The sequence below is a fragment of the Streptomyces sp. NPDC014894 genome, from assembly GCF_043080985.1.
Classification (GTDB): domain Bacteria; phylum Actinomycetota; class Actinomycetes; order Streptomycetales; family Streptomycetaceae; genus Streptomyces.
Window position 1 is genome coordinate 125,488 of sequence record NZ_JBIBWD010000003.1, and the last position, 24,019, is coordinate 149,506.

The 24,019-nt window shown below is 72.9% G+C and carries 24 protein-coding genes, 1 tRNA gene and 1 riboswitch; of the genes, 15 read left to right on the forward strand and 10 right to left on the reverse strand.

Going from position 1 to position 24,019, the window contains the following annotated elements; all coding sequences use genetic code 11:
* Nucleotides 1-31: 31 nt before the first annotated feature.
* Complete coding sequence (gene rdgB / locus ACF089_RS08510) at nucleotides 32-634, forward strand: RdgB/HAM1 family non-canonical purine NTP pyrophosphatase (RefSeq protein ID WP_392023661.1); 603 nt, start codon at nucleotides 32-34, stop codon at nucleotides 632-634.
* A gap of 55 nt (nucleotides 635-689) precedes the next feature.
* On the opposite strand, the gene ACF089_RS08515 is transcribed toward rdgB, so the two are convergent.
* From ACF089_RS08515 to bcp, 4 genes are all read right to left on the reverse strand, one after another.
* A tRNA-Leu gene (locus ACF089_RS08515) sits at nucleotides 690-773 on the reverse strand.
* 55 nt (nucleotides 774-828) lie between these two features.
* A complete protein-coding gene (locus tag ACF089_RS08520) occupies nucleotides 829-1,476 on the reverse strand; it encodes an HNH endonuclease signature motif containing protein (RefSeq protein ID WP_392023664.1) in 648 nt (215 codons plus the stop codon).
* A complete protein-coding gene (locus ACF089_RS08525) occupies nucleotides 1,473-2,156 on the reverse strand; it encodes an HNH endonuclease signature motif containing protein (RefSeq protein ID WP_392023666.1) in 684 nt (227 codons plus the stop codon). The genes ACF089_RS08520 and ACF089_RS08525 overlap by 4 nt, the downstream gene beginning before the upstream one ends.
* Before the next feature lie 150 nt (nucleotides 2,157-2,306).
* Complete coding sequence (gene bcp / locus ACF089_RS08530) at nucleotides 2,307-2,774, reverse strand: thioredoxin-dependent thiol peroxidase (protein ID WP_392023669.1); 468 nt, start codon at nucleotides 2,772-2,774, stop codon at nucleotides 2,307-2,309.
* A gap of 156 nt (nucleotides 2,775-2,930) precedes the next feature.
* Here bcp and ACF089_RS08535 point away from each other — a divergent pair, with 156 nt between their 5' ends.
* The 3 genes from ACF089_RS08535 to ACF089_RS08545 all read left to right on the forward strand — a co-directional run bounded on the left by ACF089_RS08535 (nucleotide 2,931) and on the right by ACF089_RS08545 (nucleotide 4,359).
* The gene (locus ACF089_RS08535; protein WP_392023672.1) at nucleotides 2,931-3,251 is read left to right on the forward strand and encodes a DUF3618 domain-containing protein; all 321 of its coding nucleotides are present in this window, start codon (nucleotides 2,931-2,933) and stop codon (nucleotides 3,249-3,251) included.
* Nucleotides 3,252-3,432: 181 nt separating this feature from the next.
* Nucleotides 3,433-3,789, forward strand: a complete 357-nt coding sequence (locus ACF089_RS08540) for a GroES family chaperonin (RefSeq protein WP_392023675.1) — start codon at nucleotides 3,433-3,435, stop codon at nucleotides 3,787-3,789.
* Between the two features lie 141 nt (nucleotides 3,790-3,930).
* Nucleotides 3,931-4,006, forward strand: a riboswitch (guanidine-III (ykkC-III) riboswitch).
* A gap of 32 nt (nucleotides 4,007-4,038) precedes the next feature.
* Entirely contained in the window at nucleotides 4,039-4,359 is a 321-nt protein-coding gene (locus tag ACF089_RS08545) for a DMT family transporter (RefSeq protein WP_392023677.1), read from the forward strand.
* Between the two features lie 74 nt (nucleotides 4,360-4,433).
* Here the strand turns inward: ACF089_RS08545 and ACF089_RS08550 are convergent, their stop codons facing one another.
* The gene (locus tag ACF089_RS08550; RefSeq protein WP_392023680.1) at nucleotides 4,434-6,824 is read right to left on the reverse strand and encodes a transglycosylase domain-containing protein; all 2,391 of its coding nucleotides are present in this window, start codon (nucleotides 6,822-6,824) and stop codon (nucleotides 4,434-4,436) included.
* A gap of 150 nt (nucleotides 6,825-6,974) precedes the next feature.
* Here ACF089_RS08550 and ACF089_RS08555 point away from each other — a divergent pair, with 150 nt between their 5' ends.
* The 5 genes from ACF089_RS08555 (at nucleotide 6,975) to ACF089_RS08575 (ending at nucleotide 12,323) form a co-directional block, all read left to right on the forward strand.
* A complete protein-coding gene (locus ACF089_RS08555; protein ID WP_392023682.1) occupies nucleotides 6,975-7,775 on the forward strand; it encodes an ABC transporter permease in 801 nt (266 codons plus the stop codon).
* Between the two features lie 172 nt (nucleotides 7,776-7,947).
* A complete protein-coding gene (locus ACF089_RS08560; protein WP_392024734.1) occupies nucleotides 7,948-8,760 on the forward strand; it encodes an ABC transporter permease in 813 nt (270 codons plus the stop codon).
* Nucleotides 8,761-8,768: 8 nt separating this feature from the next.
* Nucleotides 8,769-9,890, forward strand: a complete 1,122-nt coding sequence (locus tag ACF089_RS08565) for an ATP-binding cassette domain-containing protein (protein ID WP_392024736.1) — start codon at nucleotides 8,769-8,771, stop codon at nucleotides 9,888-9,890.
* An 85-nt stretch (nucleotides 9,891-9,975) separates the two neighbouring features.
* Nucleotides 9,976-10,647, forward strand: coding sequence for a DUF1707 domain-containing protein (locus tag ACF089_RS08570; RefSeq protein ID WP_392023684.1), 672 nt, complete (start codon nucleotides 9,976-9,978; stop codon nucleotides 10,645-10,647).
* Nucleotides 10,648-10,970: 323 nt separating this feature from the next.
* A complete protein-coding gene (locus tag ACF089_RS08575; RefSeq protein WP_392023687.1) occupies nucleotides 10,971-12,323 on the forward strand; it encodes a DUF445 domain-containing protein in 1,353 nt (450 codons plus the stop codon).
* Nucleotides 12,324-12,544: 221 nt separating this feature from the next.
* Here the strand turns inward: ACF089_RS08575 and ACF089_RS08580 are convergent, their stop codons facing one another.
* Nucleotides 12,545-13,606: a CHRD domain-containing protein gene (locus ACF089_RS08580; RefSeq protein WP_392023690.1), complete on the reverse strand. Its 1,062-nt coding sequence runs from the start codon at nucleotides 13,604-13,606 to the stop codon at nucleotides 12,545-12,547.
* A 170-nt stretch (nucleotides 13,607-13,776) separates the two neighbouring features.
* Here ACF089_RS08580 and ACF089_RS08585 point away from each other — a divergent pair, with 170 nt between their 5' ends.
* The 3 genes from ACF089_RS08585 to ACF089_RS08595 all read left to right on the forward strand — a co-directional run bounded on the left by ACF089_RS08585 (nucleotide 13,777) and on the right by ACF089_RS08595 (nucleotide 16,741).
* Entirely contained in the window at nucleotides 13,777-14,268 is a 492-nt protein-coding gene (locus ACF089_RS08585; RefSeq protein ID WP_392023692.1) for a hypothetical protein, read from the forward strand.
* An 86-nt stretch (nucleotides 14,269-14,354) separates the two neighbouring features.
* A complete protein-coding gene (locus ACF089_RS08590; RefSeq protein ID WP_392023694.1) occupies nucleotides 14,355-15,134 on the forward strand; it encodes an SDR family NAD(P)-dependent oxidoreductase in 780 nt (259 codons plus the stop codon).
* Between the two features lie 464 nt (nucleotides 15,135-15,598).
* Nucleotides 15,599-16,741: an MrcB family domain-containing protein gene (locus tag ACF089_RS08595; protein ID WP_392023697.1), complete on the forward strand. Its 1,143-nt coding sequence runs from the start codon at nucleotides 15,599-15,601 to the stop codon at nucleotides 16,739-16,741.
* An 88-nt stretch (nucleotides 16,742-16,829) separates the two neighbouring features.
* Here ACF089_RS08595 and ACF089_RS08600 read toward each other — a convergent pair whose 3' ends face one another.
* Nucleotides 16,830-17,846: an SEC-C domain-containing protein gene (locus tag ACF089_RS08600; RefSeq protein WP_392023700.1), complete on the reverse strand. Its 1,017-nt coding sequence runs from the start codon at nucleotides 17,844-17,846 to the stop codon at nucleotides 16,830-16,832.
* Nucleotides 17,847-18,130: 284 nt separating this feature from the next.
* Between ACF089_RS08600 and ACF089_RS08605 the strand changes: the two genes are divergently transcribed.
* Both ACF089_RS08605 and ACF089_RS08610 read left to right on the forward strand, forming a co-directional pair.
* Nucleotides 18,131-18,451 carry a DUF6412 domain-containing protein gene (locus tag ACF089_RS08605; RefSeq protein ID WP_392023702.1) on the forward strand — a complete coding sequence of 107 codons (321 nt, stop codon included), beginning with the start codon at nucleotides 18,131-18,133 and terminating at the stop codon, nucleotides 18,449-18,451.
* Nucleotides 18,452-18,540: 89 nt separating this feature from the next.
* Entirely contained in the window at nucleotides 18,541-19,278 is a 738-nt protein-coding gene (locus tag ACF089_RS08610) for a YidC/Oxa1 family membrane protein insertase (RefSeq protein WP_392023705.1), read from the forward strand.
* Between the two features lie 151 nt (nucleotides 19,279-19,429).
* Here ACF089_RS08610 and ACF089_RS08615 read toward each other — a convergent pair whose 3' ends face one another.
* Nucleotides 19,430-20,518 (reverse strand): Gfo/Idh/MocA family oxidoreductase, encoded by a 1,089-nt coding sequence (locus tag ACF089_RS08615; RefSeq protein ID WP_392023708.1) that lies wholly within the window; start codon nucleotides 20,516-20,518, stop codon nucleotides 19,430-19,432.
* Between the two features lie 47 nt (nucleotides 20,519-20,565).
* Here ACF089_RS08615 and ACF089_RS08620 point away from each other — a divergent pair, with 47 nt between their 5' ends.
* The gene (locus ACF089_RS08620; protein WP_392023711.1) at nucleotides 20,566-21,822 is read left to right on the forward strand and encodes an ROK family protein; all 1,257 of its coding nucleotides are present in this window, start codon (nucleotides 20,566-20,568) and stop codon (nucleotides 21,820-21,822) included.
* Between the two features lie 379 nt (nucleotides 21,823-22,201).
* Here the strand turns inward: ACF089_RS08620 and ACF089_RS08625 are convergent, their stop codons facing one another.
* Both ACF089_RS08625 and tsaD read right to left on the reverse strand, forming a co-directional pair.
* On the reverse strand, nucleotides 22,202-22,777 hold the full coding sequence (locus ACF089_RS08625; RefSeq protein WP_392023713.1) for a GNAT family N-acetyltransferase: 576 nt from the start codon (nucleotides 22,775-22,777) through the stop codon (nucleotides 22,202-22,204).
* Nucleotides 22,777-23,847, reverse strand: a complete 1,071-nt coding sequence (tsaD, locus tag ACF089_RS08630) for a tRNA (adenosine(37)-N6)-threonylcarbamoyltransferase complex transferase subunit TsaD (protein WP_392023715.1) — start codon at nucleotides 23,845-23,847, stop codon at nucleotides 22,777-22,779. Before tsaD ends, ACF089_RS08625 begins: the two co-directional genes overlap by 1 nt.
* Nucleotides 23,848-24,019: the final 172 nt, after the last annotated feature.

A 24,019-nucleotide genomic window follows, 5' to 3' on the forward strand; every position in this document is an offset into this window, starting at 1 on the left:
AACCCGGTCCGGGGGCCCCGATAATCGGGGCATGACCCGTATCGTCCTCGCCACCCGCAACGCCGGGAAGATCACCGAACTCAGGGCCATCCTCGCCGACGCGGAGCTTCCGTACGAGCTCGTCGGCACGGACGCCTATCCCGAGATCCCCGACGTCAAGGAAACCGGCGTCACCTTCGCCGAGAACGCCCTGCTCAAGGCGCACGCCCTGGCCCGGGCCACCGGACTGCCCGCCGTCGCCGACGACTCCGGCCTCTGCGTGGACGTCCTCGGCGGCGCACCCGGGATCTTCTCCGCCCGCTGGGCCGGCGCCCACGGCGACGACGCCGCCAATCTCGCGCTGCTCCTCGCCCAGCTCTCCGACATCGCCCCCGAGCACCGCGCGGCCCACTTCTTCTGCGCCGCCGCCCTCGCCCTCCCCGACGGCTCCGAACGCGTCGTCGAGGGCCGTATGCCCGGCACCCTCCGCACCGCCCCCGCCGGCTCCGGCGGCTTCGGCTACGACCCCGTCCTCCAGCCCGACGGCGAGACCCGCACCGCCGCGGAGCTGACCCCGGCGGAGAAGAACGCGATCAGCCACCGGGGGAAGGCGTTCAGGGCGCTGGTGCCGGTGGTGCGGGAGCTGGTGGGCTGAGCCGGGAGACCGCGGATGTGCCGAAGGGCACCCCTGAGGGGTGCCCTTGAGGCAGTGCGGCCGATGGGATTCGAACCCACATGGGCAAAAAGCCCAGAGGCACCTAAAACCTCCGCTTATACCATTCAGCAACGGCCGCCGGCCGCTTGCCATCGTAGCGGCAAGCGGCTGGTGCGGCGTTGTGGATGCTGCCGTTATGTGCGGCGATCGCCCCCTCGGCACCAGGTGCTGGTAATGGCGTGGCAGTTGGGGCAGAGGAGCCTGAGATTCTCCGGGCGGTTGTCCGTCCAGTCGCCGTTGACGTGGTCGACTTCGAGGGTCATGGGTCTCCCGTGCCAGGCCGGTCCCGTGCCGCATCCCGCACAGCGCTCGGGGACGCCGGTGGCGCGCAGGGCCCGGCGCAGCACCTGGGCCTGGACGCGGCGGCCCGTGTCGCGCTTCACCAGGACGTCTGACGGGCGCCGGGCCGACGCCGGACCCGGCTTGCCCCGCCGGTGCGCCTGGCCGAGGAAGTGCGATGTGTCGATGCCTTCCTCGGCGATCCACCGCAGCAGCAGCACGCGCTGCCGGCCGCTGCCCGCCCTGCCCAGTCGCCGGAGGGCGGCCGCGATCGAGATCGAGTCGGCCACGGCCCGACGCAGTTCGGCCGCCGAGGGGCGGGGACGTCTGCCGTCCGCAGCGAAATGGGAGATGTCAATGCCGTAGTGGGCGAACCGTCGCCGCAGATAGCGGCCGAGCTGTTCGTACCGCGGCGTTCCGAGGAACGCGATGACCTCGTCGATGCTCTGGCAGCGCCGGGCCGCGTCGGACAGCAGTTCGCGGGTGTATTCGCCCCGGCTCATGGTTGTTCACCCGTGAGGCCCCGGGCCGGGCGCGGGCTTCCTCTTCTGTTGCGTCCGCGATAGGTGTCGGTCGTGGCGTGGCAGTTGGGGCAGAGAAGCCGCAGATTCGCTCGCCGGTTGTCGCTCCAGTCCCCGTTGATGTGGTCGACCTCGAGCGGAAGGGTGTGTCCCTGCCACAGGGGTTCGACCCCGCAGAGGGCGCACCGGTCGTCGCCCCCGAGATCGAGCAGCGCCCGCTTGAGCAGTCGGCTCGGTCTGCGCCGGGGGTGCTCCGAGCGATCCTTCACGAGCAGCTCCGCCGCCGGGAGGCGACGCCGGTTGTTCTTCGTCCGTTCCGTGCGCGCCGGCGGCCGGAAGTGCGAGGTGTCGATCCCGTACGCCTTGATGCGGCGGCTGATGTGGGTGTGCTGTCCGCCGACCGCCTCGATGCCCAGGCGGCGCAGCACCTCGCAGACGCTCGCCGAGGCGGCGACGGCCGGTGCGAGGACCGCTTTGGTCCAGCGGGAGCCTTCGCGTTCGAAGTGGGCGGTCGGGGTGCCCATCCGGCGCATGCGTTCGGCTATGTACCGCCGGGCCCCGCTCTTCGGGTCGGCTCCCAGCCGGCTCACCGCCTCGGAGAGCGTCCGCGAGGAGGCGGCGGCCTCGGCCAGTCGTTCCCGGGTGTACGGGCTTCCGCGCACGATCGTTCGTCCTCCGTCCCAGTCGCGCGTTCGCGACTCGAATGGGTCAACGAACCGGGATCCGGACGGTTACGTCCGGAATGCGGAACGGCCTGCCTCACTTCGGGGGAAGCGGGACAGGCCGTGCGCGGACGGGAGGGACCGGGAGGGTCAGATGCCCAGATCCTTGATGATCTTGGCGACATGGCCGGTGGCCTTGACGTTGTAGAGGGCCCGCTCCACGGTCCCGTCCTCGTTGACGACGACGGTGGAGCGGATCACTCCGGTGACCGTCTTCCCGTAGAGCTTCTTCTCGCCGAAGGCGCCGTACGCCGTCAGCGTCTCCTTCGAGGGATCGCCGACCAGGGTGACCTCGAGGCTCTCCTGCTCACGGAACTTGGCCAGCTTCTCCGGCTTGTCGGGGGAGACGCCGATGACGTCGTAGCTGGCGTCCGCGAGCAGCTGGAGGTTGTCGGTGAAGTCGCAGGCCTGCTTGGTGCAGCCGGGGGTGAGGGCGGCCGGGTAGAAGTAGACGATGACCTTCCGGCCCCGGTAGGAGGCGAGCGACACCTCCTTGCCGTCCGCGTCGGGCAGGGTGAATGCGGGGGCGGTGTCGCCGGGCTGGAGTCGCTCGCTCATGGTTCTCCTCGTGGGGCCGGGCCGGATCGCGCCGGCGGGACAAGCCGTGCGGGTGTACGCCGCCGAGCGTAATAGGGGTGCCGTGGGGTGCGTGCGCGCCCGAGCTGACAGACTGTCGATGAGGAAGTACCGGATCACGACCACGGAGGCAGCGCGGTGTCGGACGCGAGGACCCCTGCGCAGATCGAGGCGGACATCGTCCGCCGGCGCGAGCAGCTTGCCGAGACGCTCGATGAGATCGGGGTGCGGGTGCATCCCAAGACCGTCATCGGCGACGCGAGGGCGAAGGTCGCCGAGACGGTGGACCACACCACGGGCCGTGCCTTCGCCGCGGTGAACCGCACGGTGACGGGTGTGCGGTCGAGGTTCGTCTCCGAGGACGGCACGCCCCGTCTGGAGCGGGTGGTTCCGGTGGCCCTGGTGGTCGTCGGGCTGGTGGGGCTGCTCGCCGTCTCCTCCCGCCGCGGCAGGTCCTGAGCGACCGCCGGGTCCGGCCCGGCCGGGCCCCGGGCCGGTCCTGAACGGGCCGTGCGCACCGGGCCCGCGCGCCGCGCGCCGTACGGACACCGGCCGTCCGTGCCCGCCGCGCGCCGTACGGACACCGGGCCGTCCCACCCCGAGCACCGATGGAACGCCCGGGGGCGGGTAAGTTCGACGCGTGAGCGCCAACAGTCATGAGCAGAGCACCCAGCACGACAAGCTCCCCATCCGGATGCTGCACGACCGTGTGCTGGTGCGGACCGACATCCCGGAGGGCGAGCGGCGTTCCAGCGGGGGCATCGTCATCCCGGCGACCGCCGCTGTGGGCCGCCGGCTGGCCTGGGCCGAGGTCGTCGCCGTGGGTCAGAACGTGCGGACCGTGGAGCCGGGCGACCGGGTGCTGTACGACCCCGAGGACCGTGCCGAGGTCGAGGTGCGCGGGGTGGCGTACGTCCTGATGCGCGAGCGCGATCTGCACGCGGTGGCCGCCGACCGCTTCCAGGGCTCCGAGGACTCCACGGGCCTCTATCTCTGAGGCTCCGGGCTCCGCCCCGCCGGAGCCCGGAAGACCGGAGCCCGGAAGACCGGAGCCCGGAGCCCGGAGGCCCGGAGGCCCGGAACCCGGCCGTCCCCGGGCCCTGCCCGGACCACCCCCTGGTGATCGCCCTCACCACCCCCGCCCCCCGTTTTTGCTACGGTGGGGACACCCCGACGAGACGCGCCGTACCGGGCTTCCGTAAAGACGACGCACCCTGTCGAAGCAGTGCGTCTCGGAGGTGCCGTCATGGCCTGGGTTCTGTTGATCGTCGCCGGTGTGCTGGAAATCGGCTGGTCGATCGGTATGAAGTTCACCGACGGGTTCACCAAGCTGTGGCCCAGTGTGTTCACCGGCGCCGGGATCGTCGCGAGCATGGTCCTGCTGGCGCAGGCCGCCAAGACGCTGCCGATCGGCACCGCGTACGGCGTCTGGGTCGGCATCGGAGCCGCCGGTGCGGCGATCGTCGGCATGGTGGCGCTGAACGAGCCGGTGACGGCGGCGCGGATCTTCTTCGTCTCGCTGCTGCTGGTCGCGGTGGTCGGCCTCAAGGCCACCTCCGGTCACTGACCGGCCCGGCTCCCGCCGCCCCCCCCTGTGCTCCCGCGGTGTTCCGCTGACGGCCCGCACCGGCCGTCAGCGGTTCATCGTGGGGTGGTGACCTGCGGCGACACCTCGGTGCTCAGCGGCGCGGCCGGCCCGTCCAGGACGCCGCCGCCGATTCCGCCGCCCACGGTCCCTGCCCCGCCGACGCCCCCGTCCGGCGGGCCGCCGTCGGGGAAGCCCTCGCCCGGATCCGCGCCGTCGCCGCCTCCGGAGGGCGGACCCGGATCCGTGCCGTCGCCGCCCGTCGCCGCCCCGCCGTCCGCGGGCGGCGGGCTGCCCGCCGGGTCCGGTCCGGGCGGCGGGGACGGGGGCGGCGGGCTCGGCGCGGTGCTCGGCAGCCCCGGGGCGGTCCGCGAGGCCGGGCCGCCGGGGCTCTCGGACCGGGCGGACGACGGCTCCTCCCGTGCGCCGGGCGCCGCCGCCCACAGTTCGAACTCCTCGATCTCCTCGCCCTCCAGGGCCGCGCCGGTGTACTGGCCCCAGATCCGGGCGGGCGCCCCGCCGCCGTTGATCCGCGGCAGCCCCAGCGCCCCGTACAGCGGCTTCTGAGCCCCGCTCGACGGGTCCTGCCCCATCACCGCGACCACGGTCGCCAGCTCCGGGGTGTATCCGGCGAACCAGGCCGCCCGGTCCTCCTCCGCGGTGCCCGTCTTGCCCGCCGAGGGCCGCCCGGCCGACTGCGCCGCCGTGCCGGTGCCGCCGTCGACGACGCTCTGGAGCACGGCCGTCGTGGTGTCGGCGGCCTCCCGGCTGATGGCCCGGCGGCTCTTGCGGCCGGGCAGCGGCACCTCCTCGCCGTCCTTGGTGACCTTGGCGACGATCGTGTACGTACCGTGCCTGCCGTGGTCGGCGAGGGTCGCGTACGCCTCCGTCATGTCCAGCACGCTCGCCGTGGCGGGGCCGAGCGCGATCGACGGGGAGGCGGTCAGATCGGGGGTGCTCGCCGGGATCCCGAGATCGATCGCGGTCTGCCGGACCCGCGCGGGGCCCACGTCCATGGCCATCTGCGCGTACACCGAGTTCACCGACTTGTCGGTGGCCTGGGTGACGGTGATCGGTCCGTAGGAGTGCCCGTCCTCGTTCTCGGGGGAGTACGGCCGGCCGCTCCAGCCCTGGACGGTGCGCCGGTCGGCGCCGTCGTAGACGGTGTCGGGGGTGATCGGTCGGCCGTCCTGGGTACGGGAGCGGTGCTCGATCGCGGCGGCGAGGACGAAGGGTTTGAAGGCGGAGCCGACCTGGTAGTCGCGGCGGGTGGCGTTGTTGACGTACTGCCGCGTGTAGTCGACGCCGCCGTACAGGGCGACGACCCGCCCGGTCGCCGGGTCGATGGACGCGCCGCCGACCCGGACATTGCGGTCGGCCCTGCGCTCGGGGTCCAGCTGGGACGTCACCTGGTCGTCCACCGCGCGGACGAGCGCGTTCTGCTTGGCGCGCTCCAGGGTGGTGGTGATCCGGTAGCCGCCCGCCGCGAGGGTGTTCTCGTCCAGGATCCGATGGCTGGTCAGATAGTCCTCGACGGCCTGGACCACATAGCCGCGCTGTCCGGAGAGCCCGCTCGCCGGCCGGGCCCGCAGCGGCTCCGGGAAGGTCAGGGCGGCCCGTTCGGCCGGGTCGAGCCACTCCTCCTTGACCATGCCGTCGAGCGTGTAGTTCCACCGGGCGACCGCCGCCGCCCGGTTCTCGGGGTGGGTGGCGATGTCGAAGGCGCTGGGCGCGTTGAGCAGGGAGGCGAGGTACGCGCCCTCGGCGGTGTCGAGGTCCGCCGCGCCCTTGCCGTAGTAGGCCTGGGCGGCGGCCTGGACCCCGTAGGCGTTCCGGCCGAAGTAGCTGGTGTTGAGATAGCCCTGGAGGATCTCGCTCTTGCTCTGCTCACGGCTGAGCTTGACCGAGATGAAGAACTCCTTCCACTTCCGGGAGAGGGTCTGCTCCTGGCCGAGGTAGTAGTTCTTGACGTACTGCTGGGTGATGGTGGAGCCGGACTGCTTGCCCTTGCCGGTGAGCGTGTTCCAGGCGGCGCGGACCATCGCCTGGGGATCCACCGCCCGTTCGGAGTAGAAGTCCCGGTCCTCCGCGGCCAGCACCGCCCGCTGGACGGTCAGGGGGACCTCCGACAGCGGCACGTTCTCCCGGTTGATCTCGCCGTCGCGGGCGATCTGGCCGCCGTCCTCGTACAGATAGACATTGGACTGGGCGGTGGCCGTGGCGTTGGCCGGCGGGATGTGGACCAGGGCGTAGCCAGCGATGAATCCGCCGACCAGCAGCAGTGCGAGCAGCAGGACGGCGGCGAGCGTCATCCGCCAGGTGGGGACGAGCCGGCGCCATCCGGTGCGCCGGGGCCGCCGCCGGGCCGCTCGCTCCGGCTCGGGACCGGGAGTGGCCGCGGTCGCGTCCCTGGCGGACCAGCGCGGTTGCTGTGGCTCCTCGCTCATGGGCCCATAGTGCACTTTTCCCATGGATATCCCCCGGACCTTCACCCTTTAAATACCTCGCGGGGTCTTCGGCCGCGCCACTAGGCTCGGGCGCTTTGGCGCGGAGGGGACTCGCGCGCCTTGGCGCGGAGGAGAGGGGAGGGCGGGCTCATGCGGCTCTACGGGGTCGTCGCGGCCGGAGGCTTCCGGCGCTTCGCGACCTACCGGGTGGCGACGGCGGCGGGGATCTTCACCAACACCGTCTTCGGTTTCATCATGGCGTACACCTATATCGCCCTCTGGGACGAGCGTCCCCGGCTCGGCGGCTACGACGTCTCCCAGGCGCTCACCTATGTCTGGCTCGGCCAGGCGCTGCTGATGGCCTGCGCCACGATGGGCGGCGGCTTCGAGGACGAGCTGATCGAACGGATCCGCACCGGCGACATCGCCGTCGACCTCTACCGCCCCGCCGATCTCCAGCTGTTCTGGCTGGCGGCCGATCTGGGCCGGGCGGCCTTCCATCTGCTGGGCCGGGGGGTGGTCCCGATGGCCCTCGGGGCGCTCGCCTTCGATCTGGCGCTGCCCGGGTCGGTGCTGACCTGGGCGGCGTTCCTGGTGTCGGTGGTGCTCGGGGTGGTGGTGAGCTTCGCGATCCGCTTCGTGGTGGCGCTGTCGGCGTTCTGGCTGATGGACGGCTCCGGGGTGATGCAGATCAGCTGGCTGACCGGGATGTTCTTCTCGGGGATGCTGCTGCCGCTCAATATCTTCCCCGGGGCGCTGGGCGAGGTGGCGCGGGTGCTGCCCTGGTCGTCGCTGCTCCAGGTGCCGGCGGATGTGCTGCTCGGCACGTACTCCGGCTGGGGGGTGGCGGGGGCCTTCGCCTTCCAGGCGGGATGGGCGGCGGCGCTGCTCGCGGCGGGCCGGCTGCTCCAGACGGTCGCGACGCGCAGGGTGGTGGTGCAGGGTGGCTGAGACGACGACGGCGGACGGGGCGCTTCCGGGGGAGCCGGGGCCGGGCGGCTCGGAGGGCGGGGGCGCCCGTGGGCGGCCGGTCCCCGCCCCCGCGTCCGGTCCCGACGCCGTACCCGCCTCCGGCTCCGGCTCCCACCTCGACTACGACTACGACTACGACTCCGACTCAGCCGTGGGCGCTCTGACGAACGGGCTGCGCGCCTATGCCCTGATCGCCGCGATGTGGATCCGCTCCACGATGACGTACCGCGCGTCCTTCGTGATGACGACCCTCGCGAGCTTCGCGGCGACCGGACTCGACTTCGCGGCGATTCTGCTGATGTTCTCGCACGTCGACGCGCTCGGCGGCTACACCCTCGGCGAGATCGCCTTCCTCTACGGCGCGGCCGGCACCGCCTTCGGACTGACCGATCTCACCATGGGCTCGGTCGACCGGCTCGGCCGCCGGGTGCGCGACGGCACGCTGGACACCCTCCTCGTACGCCCCGTACCGGTGCTGGCGCAGATCGCGGCCGACCGGTTCGCGCTGCGCCGGCTGGGCCGGGTCACCCAGGGCGCGCTGGTGCTCGGGTACGGGCTGCTCACCGTGGACGTCGACTGGACGCCGCTGAAGGTCCTGATGGTGCCGATGATGCTGCTGAGCGGTTCGGCGATCTTCGCGGCGGTGTTCGTGGCGGGAGCCGCGTTCCAGTTCTGGGCGCAGGACGCGGCGGAGGTGCAGAACTCCTTCACCTACGGCGGGACCACACTGCTCCAGTACCCGCCGACCGTCTTCGCCGAGGATCTGGTGCGCGGGGTGACCTTCATCGTCCCGCTGGCCTTCGTCAACTGGCTGCCCGCGCTCCATGTGCTGGGCCGGCCCTATCCGCTCGACCTGCCCGAGTGGCTGGCGTTCCTGCCGCCGGCGGTCGCCGTCGGCTGCTGCTGGCTCGCCTCGCTGGCCTGGCGCGCCGGCCTTCGTTCCTACCGCAGTACGGGGAGTTGAGCACCGAAATGATCGAACTGGACGGGGTCGAGAAGGTCTTCGAGGTACGCCGCCGTGCCGGTCTGCTGCGCCGCGAGAAGCGCGAGGTGCGCGCGGTGGACGGGATCAGCTTCCGGGTGGCGCGCGGCGAGATGGTCGGTTACATCGGCCCCAACGGAGCCGGGAAGTCCACCACCATCAAGATGCTGACCGGCATCCTGACGCCCAGCGGCGGCCGGCTGCGGGTCGCGGGCATCGATCCGGCGCGGGAGCGCACCCGGCTGGCGCGCCGGATCGGGGTGGTGTTCGGGCAGCGGACCACGCTCTGGTGGGATCTGCCGCTGAAGGACTCGTACCGGCTGATGCACCGGATGTACCGGATCCCGGACCGGCGGTTCCGGGAGAATCTGGACCGGTGCGTCGAACTGCTGGATCTGGCGGAGCTGCTGGACGTGCCCGTACGGCAGCTCTCGCTCGGGCAGCGGATGCGCGGGGACATCGCGGCGGCGCTGCTGCACGATCCGGACGTGCTCTATCTGGACGAGCCGACGATCGGCCTCGATGTGATCTCCAAGGCGAAGGTGCGCGGGTTTCTGCGGGAGCTGAACACGGAGAGCGGGACGACGGTGCTGCTCACGACGCACGATCTGACCGACATCGAGCAGCTCTGCCGCCGGGTGATGGTGATCGACCACGGGCGGCTGATGTACGACGGCTCGCTGGACGGGCTGCACCGGGCGGGGGAGAGCGAGCGGACGCTGGTGGTGGATCTGGCCCGGGAGCTTCCGCCGGTGGTGACGGAGCTGGCGCGGACGGTGAGGGTCGAGGGGCCGCGCCAGTGGCTGGCCTTCCCGGCGTCGCAGTCGGCCGCGCCGCTGGTGGCGGCGGTCGCGGAGCGGTATCCGGTGGTGGATCTGTCGGTGCGGGAGCCGGACATCGAGGCGGTGATCGCGAAGATGTACGCGGAGCGGCCGGCGGCCGGCCCCGCACCTGGTCCCGAGCCCGGTCCCGCATCTGGTCCCGAGCCCGGTCCCGAGCCCGGTCCCGAGCCCGGTCCCGAGCCCGGTCCTGAGCCCGGTCCGAGGGAGCCGACCCTTCCGGAATCTGATCCTCCGTCGGAGGCGGCGGCCCGGAAGGGGGTTGGGGGCTGAAGGGGGAGGGCCGGGGGCCGGCTGGGGTCGGTCCGGGGTGCCGGGCGGTGTGATCCCCGACCGCCCCCTGACTATCCTGGCAGGCATGAGCGAACTCCCCGAGATGCGAGCCTCCGACACCGACCGTGAGCGTATTGCCGAACGGCTGCGAGAGGCGGTGGCGGAGGGTCGGCTCACGATGGAGGAGTTCGAGGAGCGCCTCGACGTCGCCTACCGGGCGCGTACCCAGAGCGAGTTGCTCCCCCTGGTACGAGACCTCCCGGCCGAGGGAGTCGTACCGGGCGCGGATTCGTCGCGGCTGACCGGCTCCACCCGCTGGCGGGTCGGCGCGCGGGCCGCCTCGCGCAAGGGCTTCGCCTTCTGGGGCGGCTTCTCGCGCAAGGGGACGTGGACGGTGCCGAAGCTGTTCACCGGCATCGCCGTGATGGGCGGCGGGGAGCTGGATCTGCGCGACGCCCAGTTCGAGGACGGCGATGTCGAGATCCGCTGCTACGCCATCATGGGCGGGATCGACATCGTCGTCCCGCCGGATCTGAACGTCGAGGTCACCGGTACGGGATTCCTCGGCGACTTCGGCGAGCGCGGGGAGCCCACCGCCGACCCGTCCGCGCCCCGGGTCCGGATCACCGGACTGGCGCTGATGGGCGGCGTGGACGTGGAGCGCAAAATGCGCAAGTCGGATAAGCACCGGCTGAGGGCGGAGCGCGAGCGGTCCCGGCTGGACAAGGGCGACGACCGCCGCAAGGAACTGGGCTGACCTCACGGCGTGACCGGACGGCCCGGCCCGGGCAGGGGCCGTGAGCAACCGGCCCGGGATCTTCGCGGGCGGTCCGCCCGCCCGTACGCCCGGCCCGGGACCTTCCGGTACGGTCCACCCCGCCCGTACGCCCGGCCCCGGGGCTTCCGGTACGGCCCGCCCCGCCCGTACGCCCGCCGTTGCCGCCCGATACGGACCCGTACCGCCTGGTCACGGCCCCCTCGCCCGGGCCGCGCCGTCCTCGCCCGGGAACTCACGGTGCGCGCCGGGAGTCCCTGAGGCAGGGACAATGCGTACGGGGTCCGCGTGAACGGGTGGAGTGGATGAATCGCACAGCAGACAAGGGACCGGGCAAGGACCCGGGCAGGGATCCGGGCGCGGAAGGGGGCAAGGGCCGCCGCGCCGGACTCCCCTCCTTCGCGTACACGGAGGCGGACGCCGAGAAACAGCGCGGCGTCCGGCGGATGAAGCTGATGGCGACCGGGCTGCTGCTCTTCGTCGCCGTGGTCTTCGCGCTCGCCACCTGGGCGAAGAACGCCGGCGCCGGCCCCTGGGCGGGATATGTGGCCGCCGCGGCCGAGGCGGGCATGGTCGGCGCGCTCGCCGACTGGTTCGCGGTGACCGCGCTCTTCCGCCATCCGCTGGGCATCCCGATCCCGCACACCGCGATCATCCCCAACAAGAAGGACCAGCTGGGAGAGTCGCTCGGCTCCTTCGTCGGGGAGAACTTCCTCTCCGAGGACGTGGTGCGCGCCCGGCTGCGGTCGGTCGGCATCGGCAGCCGGCTGGGGGCCTGGCTCTCCGAGCCCGACCACGCCGACCGGGTCACCGCCGAGCTGTCCACCGCGCTGCGCGGCGCGCTCACCGTGCTGCGGGACTCGGACGTCCAGGCGGTGGTGGGCGAGGCGATCACCCGGCGGGCCGAGAGCGTCGAGATCGCCCCCGGCGTCGGCAAGACCCTGGAGAAGGTCGTCGCCGACGGGGCGCACCACCGCGCCGTGGATCTGATCGCCGCCCGCGCCCATGACTGGCTGGTCACCCACGGGGACTCGGTGATGGGCGCGGTCGAGGGCGGCGCGCCCGGCTGGACGCCGCGTTTCGTGGACCGGAAGGTCGGCGACCGGGTCTATCGGGAGCTGCTGCGCTTCGTCACCGAGATGCGGGACATGCCGGAGCATCCGGCGCGTGGCGCGATCGACCGTTTTCTGCATGACTTCGCCTCCGACCTGCAGTCCGACACCGACACCCGGGCCCGGGTGGAACGGCTGAAATCGGATCTGGTCTCCCGCGCCGAGGTGCAGGATGTGATCGCTTCGGCGTGGTCCTCCGTACGGGCCATGATCATTTCCGCGGCGGAGGACGACCGCAGCGAGCTGAGGCTGCGCGCCCGTGCCTCGCTGCTCTCGCTCGGGGCCAAGCTGGCGACCGACGAGCGGCTCCAGTCGAAGGTCGACGGCTGGGTGGAGGACGCGGCGGTCTATGTGGTCACCACCTACCGGGGCGAGATCACCTCGCTGATCTCGGAGACGGTGGCGGGCTGGGACGCCGAGCACACCTCGCGGAAGATCGAGGCGCACATCGGCCGCGATCTCCAGTTCATCCGGATCAACGGCACGGTGGTCGGTGCGCTGGCCGGGCTGCTCATCTATACGGTGGCGCACGGTCTGGGGGGCTGAGCGGGGGCGGCCGGCGGCTGATGGGTGGCGGTCGGTCCGGCCGGTCGGGCGGTCGGTCCGCCGGGTCGTCGATCCGCAGGGGCAGTCGTTCCGCCGGGCCGCCGGGCCGCCGGGCCGCCGGGCCGTCCGGCGGTTGTTCCGCGAGGGCTGACGGCGTGCGGCCGGGCCCGGGGCTTCGGTATGAGCCCCGGGCCCGGCCGCGTACCGTGCCGGACCGGCGGTCAGTCGAAGAGCTGCCCGCGCACCGCGCCGTCGGGGAACTCGGGGGTGTGGATGTTGGAGTAGTGGTCCTCCGGCTCGGTGCGGACGCGCTTGACGGCGTCGCGCGGCTGGCCGGTCAGCGCGCCGGAGACGGCGAAGACGCCGTCGGGCACGGGCCGGTTGAAGAGGTTGAGGACGACGGCGCCGTTCTTGCCGTACGCGCCCTGGTGGATATGGCCGAGGGACGGGCTCTGGATGTTGAGCCAGGCCATCGAGTAGCCGACGGTGGTGCCCTTCGGGTTGAGGAAGGTGACCGCGTGGCCGTCGGGGTCGCCGACCTTGGAGGCGTCGTCCTTCGGGACCTCCTGCGCGCCGTCCGAGAAGGCGCGCAGCTTGCCGCCGCGGATGACGTCGAGGGGGTTGGCGTCCTCCGAGTCGCCCTTGAGGGGCCGGAGCTGGCCGCGGACGGCTCCGCCGGGGAATTCGGCGCTGTGCAGATTGACGTAGTACCCGGCGGGGTCGGTACGGATCCGCTCGGCGAGCGCGGCGTCGGTGACGGCGACCCGGCCGGCCGCCGCGTCCACGGAGTCGGGCATGGCGCTGCCGAAGAGCGACACCTTGAGGGGGCCGTTCTGCCCGGCCGCCCCCTGGTGGATGTGCCCGAGGCTGGGGACGAGGCCCTTCCAGCGGAGCGTGAAGGTGATCCGGTCGCCCCGTACGGTGATGAGCGCCGTCGCCCTGCCGTCGGGGTCGTCGACGGCGGGTCCGCCGGGGACGGGCACCTCGTTGGCTCCCAGGAGCCGCGCGGTGTAGACGGCGGTGGGGCCGCTCGCCGCCGCGGTGAGGGGGGCGGGGTGCGGGGCGTCGGCGGCGTGGTGGTCGAGGGGCCCGACCGGGCCGGGGTCCTGCGGTAAGGCGTGGCCGGCGGCGTGGCCGCCGTGGTCGGTGCGGTGATCCGAGTGACCCGCGTGGGTGCCTGCGGGGTGGCCCCCGGGGCGCTCGGCCTGGGCCGCGGCGGGCGCGACGCCCGCGGCGCCGAGCAGCACGGCGCTCGCCGCCACGGAAAGGAATCGCTTCTGCATGTTCCGGTCCTTCCTCGGAAGCCGGCGGGTCCGAGCCGGCGCTGTGACGTACGAGCCGGGTGGGGCCGTACGGTTCCGGGGAGAATTTTCCCCGACTGGTCTGAACCGTAGGCGATTTGGAGTCGTTCTCCCTGGCAGACCGCACCGTCCGGAGACCGGGGGAACCGACCGTGTCCACAAGCCGATTCACCGCATTCGCCACCGCCGTCTCGGCGGCCCTGCTGGCCCTGACCGCCTGCACGGGGCCGGACAAGATCTTCGACGAGGAGCCCGTGCCGACGCAGACCACCGAGGCCCGGGCCCCGGCGGCCGCGGTGAAGGTGGCCGACTCGTCGCTCGGGCGGATCCTGGTCGACGGCACCGGCCGTACCCTCTACGGATTCACCAAGGACCGGCGCGGCAGCAGCACCTGCGACGCGGACTGCATCGCGGTCTGGCCCGCCCTCACCTCCACCGAGCGCATCGCCGCCGGCCCCGGAACCGAGCCCGCGCTGCTGACCGGGACCAAGGTGGGGGAGGGGGCCGAGCAGGCGGTCTACGGCGACTGGCCGCTGTACTACTACGTGGGCGACGCCACCCCGGGCGACATGAACGGGCAGGGGCTGGAGGGGGCCTGGTTCGTGGTGGGCGCGGACGGCAGGCTCATCAAGAAGCCGGCCTGAGCGCGGGGGCCCGGACCGCGCGGGGGCGGGCTCGGCTCGCGGCCCGCGAGCGGCGGGGCGGTGTACGTCCTGGTTAGGGTGCCGGTATGGCTCCGCGGACGTATCTCGACGAACTGTTCTCCCTGGACGGCCGGGTCGCGCTGGTGACCGGCGGCAGCTCCGGGATCGGCCGGGCGATCGCCGGGGCCCTGGCCCGTGCGGGGGCGGGCGTCGTGGTCGTCGCCCGCGGGGAGAGCGCCCTGGACGCGACCGTCGGCGAGCTGACCGCCGCCGGCTGCCGCGCCGCCCGGGTGAGCGCGGACCTGAGCACTCGCGCCGGGGTCCGCGCGGCGGCCGAGGAGGCGACCGCCGCCTTCGGCGAGCCCGACATCCTCGTCAACTGCGCCGGGATCAACCTCAGGCCCCCGATGAACGAACTGAGCGAGGCGGTCTGGGACGCCACGATGGCGGTGAACCTGGAGGCCCCCTATCTGCTGGGGCAGCGCTTCGGCCCCGCGATGGCGGAGCGCGGCTTCGGCCGCATCATCCACGTCACGTCCCAGCAGGCGCACCGCGCGTTCGCCGCGAGCGGGGCGTACGGAGTCTCCAAGGGCGCGCTCGAATCCCTGGCGCGCTCCCAGGCGGAGGCCTGGTCACCGTACGGCGTCACCGCCAACACCCTCGTCCCCGGCTTCGTCCCCACCCCGCTCAACACCCGCCTCGCCTCCGACCCCGCCCAGCTCACCGCCCTCGCCTCCCGCACCCTCACCGGCCGCAACGGCCTCCCCACCGACTTCGCCGGCGCGTCCGTCTTCCTCGCGAGCCCCGCCTCCGCCTACGTGACGGGGCAGTCCCTCTTCATCGACGGCGGCTTCTCCAGGCACTGACCCCGCCCTTGCCTCACTGCCGGTCGCCGCGACGGATCAGGCCCTGGCGTACCCGGATAAGGCGATCCGTTGGTCTCAGGAACTTCGTTGTCCTGTATCGCGGCGTCACCGGGTTCTACCGTGGTGCTCCACTGCGGTTTTGCCGTCGCGGCCGTATGAGCATTTCCTCCAGCGAAGCGTTTCACGATCTGAACTCTGACGACCTCTTCGTCGATTGAGCACGGTATGCGGCGGCTGTGGTCGCGGAGGGCCCGACGTCGGAGATGATCGAGCGTCTAACGCAATGGCTTTGCGAGCATGGGGGCGATGTCGGCGCGATTCTGACCGGTCGCCGGTTGGCTGCGCTGAAGCGCTCGAGGGTCGTCACTCGAGACTCTGACCGGGGCTGCTTCGATCCGGAGGCTGATGCGCCGAAGAGCTCGATCGATCTTGAATGGATCCAGTGTCTGTCCTAGCGTCACTCCATGGACATCAGAGAGTTGATCCAGCGCGTGGAATCCTGCTACGACCAGAGTGCCGGCACTGGCCATGATGTACCTGGGCAGCAGCTGCTGCGAAGCATTGAGACGCAGGTGCGACTGCCTCTGCCTGATGGGTACGTGGCCAAGGGGCGGGGCGGTCACGGGACGGCTGCCGCGACTCCGTGGATCGGCCTATTCGACCCTGAGATCACTGATGACCCCAAGCAGGGGCTGTACTTGGCGTACATCTTCGGGGCAGACCTGACTTCCGTGACTCTCACCCTTCAGCTCGGAATCACGCGGCTTCAGGACAAGCTGGGCCGTGGCGAGACCTTGCGTGAGCATCTCGCGCGCAAGGTGGCGGATATTCGTGGACAGCTATTGGAGAAGGGGCTCGAGAGCTGGGCTCATCGACCTCGATTCGGCGATAGGGGCCTGAGGCCCCGAGCCTACGAGGCGAGCAGCGTGGCCGCGCGGCGCTATGAGATCTCCGATCTCCCGTCTGAGAGTGAGCTTCGAGAGGATCTCGCGTACGCTTCCGGGCTGCTGCAGCAAGCTGCGTCGGTTGAACGTCGTTGGCACATCGAGGAGGGGGAGAGCTTGCTCAGTGCCAACTATGAGGGCGGCGGTCATGGTCTTACCGATCCGCTTGGCACGTTCCGTCCGAAGGACAGCCACGATTACATCGTCAACATCGCCGCGAAGCAGCAGATGAAGACCCGTCGCCACGAGTCCTTGATCGCGCGATTCGGTCCCTATATCGCTACGCGTGGCTATGTTCCGACCACGGATCTGATTCATCCTCAGGATCTTGTTCTGGGCCAGCATGGACAGCAGCCGGGCGACGGCCCTCAGTGGCTTGTCGAGGCCAAGGTCGTGAGATCGGGCAACGCGACCGTCGCGGTACGTGAGGCGGTTGGGCAGCTCAAGGAGTACAGCTACTTCCTCTATCGAGAGCGAGGACGTGAAGCCCCCAACCTTCTGGCGCTGTTCACGGAGAACATAGGCGTCTACTCCCGATACCTGGAAGACCACGGCATAGCGTCGATCTGGCAAGCCGGCGACGGATGGCAGGGGTCATCCCAGGCCGTTGAATGGGAGATGGTCACGCAGACGGATGCCTCGGCCGCGGACGCGTCGGACTAGCGTCAGGAGCCGCCGTCACGACCGGCCCCTCTGACTCTGCCGGTCGCGCGCGGCTCCCCACCAGCTCCTGGATTGCCTCAGCCGGCCCTCAACTGGCCAGGCGGTCCGTGCCGTGGCACTCCCGGTACGCCGTCCCCGATCCGCACCAGCAGGGAGCCGTTCTCGGGGGCGGCCAGGGGAGGGCGCGGCCGCGGGCGGCGAGGGTGGTGGTGAATTGGGGGAGGAGGTCGGCGTTGGCGGGGGAGGACTGTTCGGAGGCGGCGAAGGCCTCGTAGGAGGGGACGGTCGAGGTGACGATGCCGAGGTTGGCCGTGCCGGTGGAGGCGAGGTCGCGGAGGGAGGCCTCGATGTCGGTGAGGTGGGCCGAGTGGGTCGGGTACTCGGACTCCAGCTCGGGGTAGGCGGCGAGGAGTTCGGTCAGCTCGGGCTCCGGCCAGTGGAGGACGGCCACGGGGAAGGGGCGGGAGAGGGCCGATCGGTAGGAGCCCAGTTCGGAGCGGAGCCGGGCGATTTCGGCGCGCAGCTCCGCCGGATTGTCCGAGCCGAGGGCCCACAGGCGCTTGGGGTCGTGGAGTTCGTCGAGGGAGATCGAGGCCCGGGAGGTGTGGCCCCGGTCGGCGAGGGCGTCCCACTCGTCGTGGGCGCGGCCCAGCAGCCGGCGGACGCGGTGGCGGCCGGTCAGCAGGGACTGGATCTCGTACGGGACGTCGTCGCCCGGGGTGAGGAGGAGGGTGATCGCCGCGGTGAAGCAGTCGTGGGAGGCCTCCAGCTCGTCGTGGGCCTCCAGGGTCTCGGCGACGATCTCCCAGGGCGCCGGGTCCGCCGGGGCCGCCGCCCGGACGCCCGCGATCAGCGCGCGGGCCTCCGCCTCGTGGCCGTACTCCCACAGGTTCGCCGCCTGGAGGGCCTTCACCAGCAGGGGGCGTTCCGGGCCGGTGGAGACGAGTCGGTCGTAGAGGGCGGAGGCGCGTTCGCGGTCGCCGGCCAGTTCGAGATGGGCCGCGGCCTGGAGGAGCAGGGGCTCGTCGTCCTCCGGGTACCGCTCCGCGGTGCGCAGCAGGCGATCGGCTTCGGCGATGTGGTCGGCAGGCGTGTCGGGGCGCATGACGACCACGGTACTGCGGCCGACTCGCCGAGTGGGCGGCCCTCCCGATCCGCCGGCCGCGGCCCCCTCCCGGCCGGGGGACAAGGTCCTGACCCGAGCCCGTCCGGCCGGGAGGCGAGGTCCCGATCGGAGCGGGTCCCGGCCCGGGCGGGAGGTCCCGACCGAGCGCTGTCCCGGCCCGGGCGGGACGGGTCGACCGGCCCGACGAGACGTTGTCCACAGGCCCGTCACCCCCGCACCCCGATCCTGTATAACGGGAGTACCGGACAGCGAGGGGAGGGGACATGGAGTTCAGAGCGCTCACGCGCCCGCTTCGGCCCGCCGTCCTCGCGCTGATCCTCGTGATCGAGATCCTCCTTCTCGACGGCGGAGGTCTCTCCGCCGCTCTCGCGCTCGCCGCGACCGCCACGGCCGTCGCCGGGGCCGCCCTCGTGGTCAGCGCCGTCATCAGCGCGCGCTGCGCCCCCGCCGTGCCGCGCACCCGGGTCCGCACCGCGATACGCGACCGCGAGATACGCACCGCCTTCCTGCCCCAGCGCGATCCCGACGCCAGAGGACGCACTCGCCCCCGAGCGCCCGGGCGAGTCCTTCCGACGGCCGCGTAGGGGAGCCTTCCAGCAGTTCTTCACGCGGGACCGTCATGCCGCCATGTCTCCACATCCCGGCACGACGAGACCCCTCGGAGGGCTCACCCATGTCCGTTTTCGCCCGTCTGGTCGAGCAGCTCGCCGATCTGCTCCAACCGCTCTTCCTCGGCTCGGCCACCGCCGCCGCGATCGTCCTGTTCACCGCGTTCGTACGGCTCGCCGTGCACCCCCTCTCCCGGGCCGCCGCGCGCGGGCAGAAGGCCAACGCGCGGCTCGCGCCCCAGGTGGCGGCCCTGCGCAAGAAGCACCGCAAGAACCCCGAGCGGCAGCAGCAGGCGCTCATGGAGCTGTACGCGAAGGAGAAGGCGTCGCCGCTCTCCGGCTGTCTGCCGAGCCTGCTGCAGGTGCCGGCGTTCTTCCTCCTCTACCACCTCTTCTCCAGCACCAGCATCGGCGGCGAGCCCAACGGGCTGCTCGGCCACCGGCTCTTCGCCGCCCCGCTCGGCGACCGCTGGACCGACGCGCTCGCCGACGGCGGAGTCTTCGGCGGGGCCGGGGCGGTCTATCTCTGCCTCTTCGCCGTCGTCACCGCAGTCGCCGTCTTCAACTACCGCCGCACCAAGCTCCAGATGGCCGCCGGCCCCGTTCCCGAGGACGCCCCGCCCGGCATGGGCGCGATGACCAGGCTGATGCCGCTGCTCTCCTTCGGCACCCTGATCACCGTCGCCGTCGTACCGCTCGCCGCCGCGCTCTACATCGTCACCAGCACCACCTGGTCCGCGGTCGAACGCGCCATCCTCTACCGCGACATGCCGCTCGCCGGGGCGATGACGAACCCCCTCTGAGCCGCCATGGGGTGACATGGCATGGGCCGCTGGGGGTCGTCCATGAGCGGCCGTGCGCGCGCCTCGGCCCGGCGCCGCCGCCGTAAGACCGGCGGCGGGCCCCCGGCCGGGAACGGCCCCCGGCCCGGGGCCCGCGCCCGCCCCCACCGCCTCAGAGCGTGACCGCGATCCCCTCCCGGGCCGAGCGGCGGGCCGCCTCCAGAACGTCCAGGGCGGCGGCGGCCTGCGCCGCCGTCACCGGTGGGGCCGTCCCCTCGCGGAGGGCGGCCGCGATCGCCGCGTAGTACGCCGGATAGTCGCCCGGCACCGTCTCCACCGGGCGGCCGCCGCCGGTCAGCGGCGACTCGCCGGCCCCGACGCGCCCCCAGGACGACTCGCCCTCCGCACCCCACCCCGACGCCCCCGGCGAGGGGCGCTCGCCCGCGCGCAGGGCGGCCTCCTGCGGATCGAGCCCGTACGTCACGAACCCCGCCGAACTGCCGAGCACCCGGAACCTCGGACCGAGCTGCGCCGCCGTCGCGCTCATGTACAGATGGGAGCGGACGCCGTTCGCGTGCGTGAGCGCGATGAAGGTGTCGTCGTCGGCCTCCGCCCCCGGGCGGCGGGTGTCCGACTCCGCGTACACGCGGACGGCCGGCCCGAACAGCGTCAGCGCCTGGTCCACGACATGGCTGCCCAGGTCGTACAGCAGACCGCCGATCTCCTCCGGGTCCCCCGACTCCCGCCAGCCCCCCTTGGGCTGGGGCCGCCACCGTTCGAACCGGGACTCAAAGCGCTGTACGTCGCCGAGTTCGCCGCTCTCGATCACCCGGGTGAGGGTGAGGAAGTCATTGTCCCAGCGGCGGTTCTGGAAGACCGAGAGCAGCAGACCGCGCCGCTCCGCGAGCGCCGCGAGGGCGCGGGCCTCGGCCGCCGCGGCGGCCAGCGGTTTGTCCACGACCACCGCGAGGCCCGCCTCCAGGGCGGCGGTGGCGAGCGGCACATGGGTCTTGTTCGGCGAGGCGATCACCACGAGATCCAGCTCCCCGGCGCGCGCCCACAGCTCCTCGGGCGCGGCGGCCAGCCGCACCCCCGGATGCTCGGTACGGGCCTGCTCACGGCGGTCCGGATTCGCGGTGACGACCGTGTCGAGCACCAGACCCGGCTCCGCGGCGATCAGCGGCGCGTGGAAGACGGAGCCCGCGAGGCCGTAGCCGACGAGCCCGACGCGGAGGGCGTCGCCGGTACCAGTACCAGTCATGAGGCCACTTAAGCAACGCTGTTGCCATAGTGCAAGCGACACCGACAATGGGGGGTGTGAGGGTGAGAGCGGGGCGTACGGGGAGCGGTACGGGAGTGAATCTGGCCGCGCTGCGCGGGTTCAACGCGGCGCTGGTGCTGGATCTGCTGCGCGCGGCGGGGGAGGGCGGCATCAGCCGGCTGGAGCTGGCCGCGCGGACCGGGCTCACTCCGCAGGCCGTCAGCAAGATCACCGCGCGGCTGCGGGCGGAGGGGCTGGCCGCGGAGGCCGGCCGCCGGGCCTCGACCGGCGGCAAACCCCGTACCGTCTGGCGGCTCGTCCCCTCCGCCGCGCACGCGGTGGGGGTGCGGCTGGGCCGCGACGAGCTGACGGCCGTACTGCTCGATCTCGCGGGCGACCAGGTCGCGGCGCGCGTCGCACCGCTGGACCCGGGCGCGGAGCCGGAGCGGGTGGCGGGTGCGGTGGCGCACGAGGTGCGCTCGCTGCTCGGGTCCCTGCCGACGGCCGCCGCACGCGAAACCGGGAACGCGACCGGGCGGGGAGACGGACCAGGGTGGGGAGGCGGGCCCGGGGCGGAGGGTACGTCTGGGGCGGTGGGTGCGGCCGGGGCGGTGGGCGCAACTGGGCCGGAAGGCGGGTCCGGGCCCGAGGGCGGGCGGCGGCCGTCCCGTCCCGGGGACCGCCCCGCGCTGCTCGGCGTCGGAGTGGCCGTGCCGGGGCCGTTCGATCACGCCTCGGGCGTCCCCGGCCGGGCCGCCGGGGACGCCGACGGGGACGGCCACCCTCTGCGGTCCGCCCTCTCCGCCCGGCTCGGCGGGCTCCCCGTCGTCCTCGACAACGACACCAACGCCGCCGCGCTCGCGCTCCGCCGGGAGCAGCCGGGCTCCTTCGCCTATCTGCACCTCGGCACCGGGCTCGGGGCCGCGCTGGTGCTCGGGGGCGGGCTCCACCGGGGGACGCGGACCCGGGCCGGGGAGTTCGGGCACCAGGTGATCCAGCTCGACGGGCCGCTGTGCCGGTGCGGGCGGCGGGGCTGTGTGGAGTCCCTCTGTCTGGACGCCGCGCGCCGGGGCGACACCGCGCGCTCCGCGCACATCCTCGGCGTCGGCGCGGCCAATCTGGCGGGCCTGTTCGACATCGACCGGGTGCTGCTCGGCGGCCGGCTCGTGCGGGCCGAGCCCGCCGTCCACATCTGTGCGGTACGGGCGGCCTGCGGCATCCCGGTCGCCCTCGCGGGCGGCGGCCCGCACCTGATCGCGCACGGCGCCGCGCATCTGATCCTGGCCCCCGTCTTCGGCGACTGACCCGCGCACGGCCGGCGAGGCCCGCTGCCTCGGCCGGTGGAGCTGTCTGCCTTCGGCCGGCGAGGCCCGCTACCTCGGCCGGTGGAGCCGGCTGCCTTCGGCCGGTGGAGCCCGCTGCCTCGGCCGGTGGAGCCGGTTGCCTTCGGCCGGCGAGGCCCGCTACCCCGGCCGGTGGAGCTTTTTGCCTTCGGCCGGTGGAGCCCGCTGCCTCGGCCGGTGGAGCCGGAGAGCCCCCCGCCCCCGTCCGATGCGCCGCGCCCTCACCCGAAGCCCCCGCCCCGAGCCCCTGCGCCGAGCCCCGCACCCGAAGTCCCGCCCCCGATCCGAAGTCCCGCCCCGCACCCGAAGCCCCCGCGAGCCCCGCGAGCCCCCCACCCCCTCAGACCTCCCCCACCACCCCACCGTCCCGCCCCGGATGACGCGGCCCGAGGAACACCGCCGCCCCGCCCCCCTCGGGCGCCGGATGGGTCACCTGGACCCAGCCCAGTCGGCGGTAGAACGCCAGGGCGCTCCCGGCGCGCGCCGAGGTGAGCAGCCAGCAGCGGCCGTCCGCGGCCGGTTCGGTGACCGCCGCCAGGAGCGCCGCGCCCAGCCCGCCGCCGCGCGCGGCCGGTTCGAGCGCCAGCTCGTCGACCTCCAGCGCGCCGCACAGCCACTGGGCCGTGCGCCGGGGCCCGAGGGCCGCGCCGACCTGCGGATAGCAGCGCCCGCCGGGGAAGGTCTCCGGGGTGCGCCACGCGGTGGCGAAGCCGACGGGCTCCCCCGCGTCCAGCGCGAGCGCGGCCGTGAAACCGGGCCGTTCGGCGTCCTGGGCCAGCCGCTCCAGGAACCGGTCGGCGGCCTGTTCGTCCTCGGCCCAGGGCGGGGCCGTGAACGTCCGCGCGTAGACCCGCCGTATCCCCTCGCGGTGCGCGAGAACGCCCCCGTCCGGCACCCGCCGGACCTCCGTCCCCATCAGGCGGCCCGGGCGGCGGTGCGGGCGAGGGGATGCAGGGCGGCGTACTCCAGCGGCGCCGACGGGTCGATCGACACCTCCGGCGGGGCGGGCTCGGCGCCCGCCCGCACCAGCAGATCGCCGACGGCGGCGATCATCGCGCCGTTGTCCGTGCACAGCCCCGGCCGGGGGACCCGCAGGGTGATCCCGGCCGCCGCGCAGCGCCGTTCGGCCAGCGACCGGACCCGGGAGTTCGCGGCCACGCCGCCGACCACGACCAGCGTGCCCACCCCGAACTCCGCGCAGGCCGCGACCGCCTTGCGGGTGAGGACGTCGGCCACGGCCTCCTGCAGCGAGGCCGCTCCGTCGGCGACCGGCAGCTCCTCGCCCCGGAGCCGGTGCCCCTCAGCCCAGCGGGCGGCGGCCGTCTTCACCCCGGAGAACGAGAAGGCGTACGGGTCGTCCCCGGGCCCGGTCAGCGCCCGGGGGAAGCGCACAGCGCGCGGATCGCCGTCCCGGGCGGCCCGGTCGACGGCGGGACCGCCCGGATACGGCAGCCCGAAGACACGGGCGACCTTGTCGAAGCACTCGCCGGCGGCGTCGTCCAGCGTGTCGCCCAGATGGGTGATCGGGTCGCGCGCGAGATCGCGTACCAGCAGCAGCGAGGTGTGTCCGCCGGAGACGATCAGCACGACGCACGGATCGGGCAGCGGCCCGTGCTCCAGGGTGTCCGCGGCCACATGACCGGCGAGGTGGTGCACCCCGTGGAGCGGTACGCCCAGGGCGTACGCCAGGGTCTTCGCCCCCGCCAGGCCCACCTGGAGAGCCCCCGAGAGCCCCGGCCCGGTGGTCACCGCGACCGCCCCGATGTCCTTCCAGCCGAGCCCGGCCTCGTCCAGGGCCCGCCGCACCACCGGGGTGAAGGAGTGGAGGTGCGCCCGGGCGGCGATCTCGGGGACCACCCCGCCGAAGCGCGCGTGCTCGTCCATGCTCGACGCCACCGCGTGGCCCAGCAGCCGGCCCTCCCGCACCAGTCCGGCCCCGGTCTCGTCGCACGACGACTCGATGCCCAGCACCACCGCAGCGCCCACCGCGCATCACTCCTCTTGCTCATGATTGGTTATTGCCAATGACTCGCAATAAGGATAGGCGGCGACGGCGAACCGGGGACCGTCCGCGGAGCCCGACGGGCGACGGCCGGAAATACGCTGATGGGGCGGAGTTGCACGGCTGTTCGGGGCTGTACGGGCCGTCGCGCGCGGT

Excerpts from the sequence above, each read along its gene's own strand:
- ACF089_RS08545 (WP_392023677.1), top strand. The coding sequence starts at position 4,039 with ATGGCCTGGGTTCTGTTGATCGTCGCCGGTGTGCTGGAAATCGGCTGG.
- rdgB (WP_392023661.1), top strand. The coding sequence starts at position 32 with ATGACCCGTATCGTCCTCGCCACCCGCAACGCCGGGAAGATCACCGAA.
- ACF089_RS08590 (WP_392023694.1), top strand. The coding sequence starts at position 14,355 with ATGGCTCCGCGGACGTATCTCGACGAACTGTTCTCCCTGGACGGCCGG.
- ACF089_RS08610 (WP_392023705.1), top strand. The coding sequence starts at position 18,541 with ATGTCCGTTTTCGCCCGTCTGGTCGAGCAGCTCGCCGATCTGCTCCAA.
- ACF089_RS08620 (WP_392023711.1), top strand. The coding sequence starts at position 20,566 with ATGGGGGGTGTGAGGGTGAGAGCGGGGCGTACGGGGAGCGGTACGGGA.
- ACF089_RS08575 (WP_392023687.1), top strand. The coding sequence starts at position 10,971 with ATGAATCGCACAGCAGACAAGGGACCGGGCAAGGACCCGGGCAGGGAT.
- ACF089_RS08570 (WP_392023684.1), top strand. The coding sequence starts at position 9,976 with ATGAGCGAACTCCCCGAGATGCGAGCCTCCGACACCGACCGTGAGCGT.
- ACF089_RS08595 (WP_392023697.1), top strand. The coding sequence starts at position 15,599 with ATGGACATCAGAGAGTTGATCCAGCGCGTGGAATCCTGCTACGACCAG.
- ACF089_RS08555 (WP_392023682.1), top strand. The coding sequence starts at position 6,975 with ATGCGGCTCTACGGGGTCGTCGCGGCCGGAGGCTTCCGGCGCTTCGCG.
- ACF089_RS08600 (WP_392023700.1), bottom strand. The coding sequence starts at position 17,846 with ATGCGCCCCGACACGCCTGCCGACCACATCGCCGAAGCCGATCGCCTG.
- ACF089_RS08625 (WP_392023713.1), bottom strand. The coding sequence starts at position 22,777 with ATGGGGACGGAGGTCCGGCGGGTGCCGGACGGGGGCGTTCTCGCGCAC.
- ACF089_RS08605 (WP_392023702.1), top strand. The coding sequence starts at position 18,131 with ATGGAGTTCAGAGCGCTCACGCGCCCGCTTCGGCCCGCCGTCCTCGCG.
- ACF089_RS08550 (WP_392023680.1), bottom strand. The coding sequence starts at position 6,824 with ATGAGCGAGGAGCCACAGCAACCGCGCTGGTCCGCCAGGGACGCGACC.
- ACF089_RS08565 (WP_392024736.1), top strand. The coding sequence starts at position 8,769 with ATGATCGAACTGGACGGGGTCGAGAAGGTCTTCGAGGTACGCCGCCGT.
- ACF089_RS08520 (WP_392023664.1), bottom strand. The coding sequence starts at position 1,476 with ATGAGCCGGGGCGAATACACCCGCGAACTGCTGTCCGACGCGGCCCGG.
- ACF089_RS08615 (WP_392023708.1), bottom strand. The coding sequence starts at position 20,518 with ATGACTGGTACTGGTACCGGCGACGCCCTCCGCGTCGGGCTCGTCGGC.
- ACF089_RS08580 (WP_392023690.1), bottom strand. The coding sequence starts at position 13,606 with ATGCAGAAGCGATTCCTTTCCGTGGCGGCGAGCGCCGTGCTGCTCGGC.
- bcp (WP_392023669.1), bottom strand. The coding sequence starts at position 2,774 with ATGAGCGAGCGACTCCAGCCCGGCGACACCGCCCCCGCATTCACCCTG.